Origin of the sequence: Pseudomonas sp. UBA6276, from assembly GCF_002438365.1 — a bacterium.
GTDB classification, from domain to species: domain Bacteria; phylum Pseudomonadota; class Gammaproteobacteria; order Pseudomonadales; family Pseudomonadaceae; genus Aquipseudomonas; species Aquipseudomonas coleopterorum.
Genome location: NZ_DJUS01000101.1, coordinates 11,498 through 13,038, shown reverse-complemented (window position 1 = coordinate 13,038; position 1,541 = coordinate 11,498). Strand labels below are relative to the sequence as shown.

The window sequence follows — 1,541 nt, the reverse complement described above, 5'->3', positions numbered from 1 at the left end:
TGCTGATCATCTTCATGGTCGCAGCCCCCCTGGCGACGGTGGACATCAAGGTCGACCTACCTGCCTCGACCGCCAAGCCGGCGCCGCGGCCTGAAAAGCCGGTGTTCCTCAGCGTCAAGGCCGACCAGAACCTGTACGTGGGCGACGACAGGGTCGAGCGCACGCAGCTGGGCCAGATCCTCGATGCCAAGACTCACGGCAACAAGGACACGACCATCTTCTTCCAGGCCGACAAGGGCGTGGATTACGGCGACCTGATGGAAGTGATGAACACCCTGCGCGGCGCGGGCTACCTGAAGGTAGGCCTGGTCGGCCTCGAGACGGCAGCCAAGCAATGATCACGACGCGCCAGAAAACGACGCGTTATGTTGCCAGCCTGGCGGTCGTCCTCGGCGTGCACGCTGCGGCCATCGTGGTTGCCCTGAACTGGCCCGCGCCGCAGCCCATCGAGCTGCCACCGCAGGCCATGATGGTGGAGATGGCGCCGCTGCCCGAACCTGCGCCCCCTCCGCCGCCGCAGGTCGTCACGCCGCCGCCACCGCCCGAGCCGGTGGTCGAGGATCCATTGCCCAAGCTGGCGGAAGCGCCCAAGCCGACGATCTCGGTGCCCAAGCCGACGCCGCCCAAGCCCAAGCCCAAACCGCAGCCGCCCAAGGTCGAGAAGAAGCCCGAGCCGCCCAAGGAGCAACCACCGGCCGAGCAGACCGTGGACAGCCGTCCGGCGCCGCCACAACCGGCCAAGCCGGCAGCGCCCGCCCCCAGTGTGCCGTCCAACAGCAACGCACTGCCCAGCTGGCAGGGCGATCTGCTGCGCCACTTGGCCAAGTACAAGAAGTACCCTGAAGATGCGCGCCGTCGTGGCATGACCGGGGTCAACCGCTTGCGCTTCGTGGTCGACGCCGAAGGCCGGGTACTGTCGTACTCCCTGGCTGGAGGTTCAGGCAGCGCGGCACTGGACCGCGCGACCATGGAGATGATCCGTCGAGCGCAACCGTTGCCCAAGCCACCGGCCGAGATTCTGGTCAATGGCAGCCTGGAAGTGGTCGCGCCCTTCGTTTACTCGCTGGACAAGCGCTGATTCGCATAATTTGATGCGTTTCAGCGCCGTTGATAACGTGCGTCTATCGGTTGCAGCCGCTATGCTGGGCTCGCAACTTCATGGACGCACGTTATGACCCTCACAGAATTGCGCTACATCGTTACCCTGGCTCAGGAGCAACACTTCGGCCACGCGGCTGAGCGCTGCCATGTCAGCCAGCCCACTCTCTCGGTCGGCGTCAAGAAGCTCGAGGACGAGCTCGGCGTGCTGATCTTCGAGCGCAGCAAGAGCGCCGTGCGCCTGACCNNCGCTCAAGGTCGGCGCCATCTATACCGTCGGCCCGTACCTGTTCCCACACCTCATCCCGCAACTGCACCGCGTGGCGCCGCAGATGCCGCTGTACATCGAGGAAAACTTCACTCACATCCTGCGCGACAAGCTGCGCAATGGTGAGCTGGACGCGGTGATCATCGCCCTGCCGTTCAACGAAGCCGATGTACTG

Annotated in this window: 2 protein-coding genes and 1 pseudogene; all 3 read left to right on the top strand. The window is 65.0% G+C overall.

The features are described from left to right. Positions 1-338 (top strand): TonB system transport protein ExbD (exbD, locus tag B2V21_RS11570; protein WP_286916917.1); only part of this gene is annotated, 338 nt, incomplete at its 5' end. Continuing rightward, positions 335-1,078, top strand: coding sequence for an energy transducer TonB (locus tag B2V21_RS11565; protein WP_049860376.1), 744 nt, complete (start codon positions 335-337; stop codon positions 1,076-1,078). The genes exbD and B2V21_RS11565, both read left to right, overlap by 4 nt. Positions 1,079-1,171: 93 nt before the next feature. Continuing rightward, positions 1,172-1,541 (top strand): annotated as a pseudogene (locus B2V21_RS11560) (LysR family transcriptional regulator); the annotation flags it as partial.

Coding starts and splice junctions, on each gene's coding strand:
- B2V21_RS11565 (WP_049860376.1), top strand. CDS start 335: ATGATCACGACGCGCCAGAAAACGACGCGTTATGTTGCCAGCCTGGCG.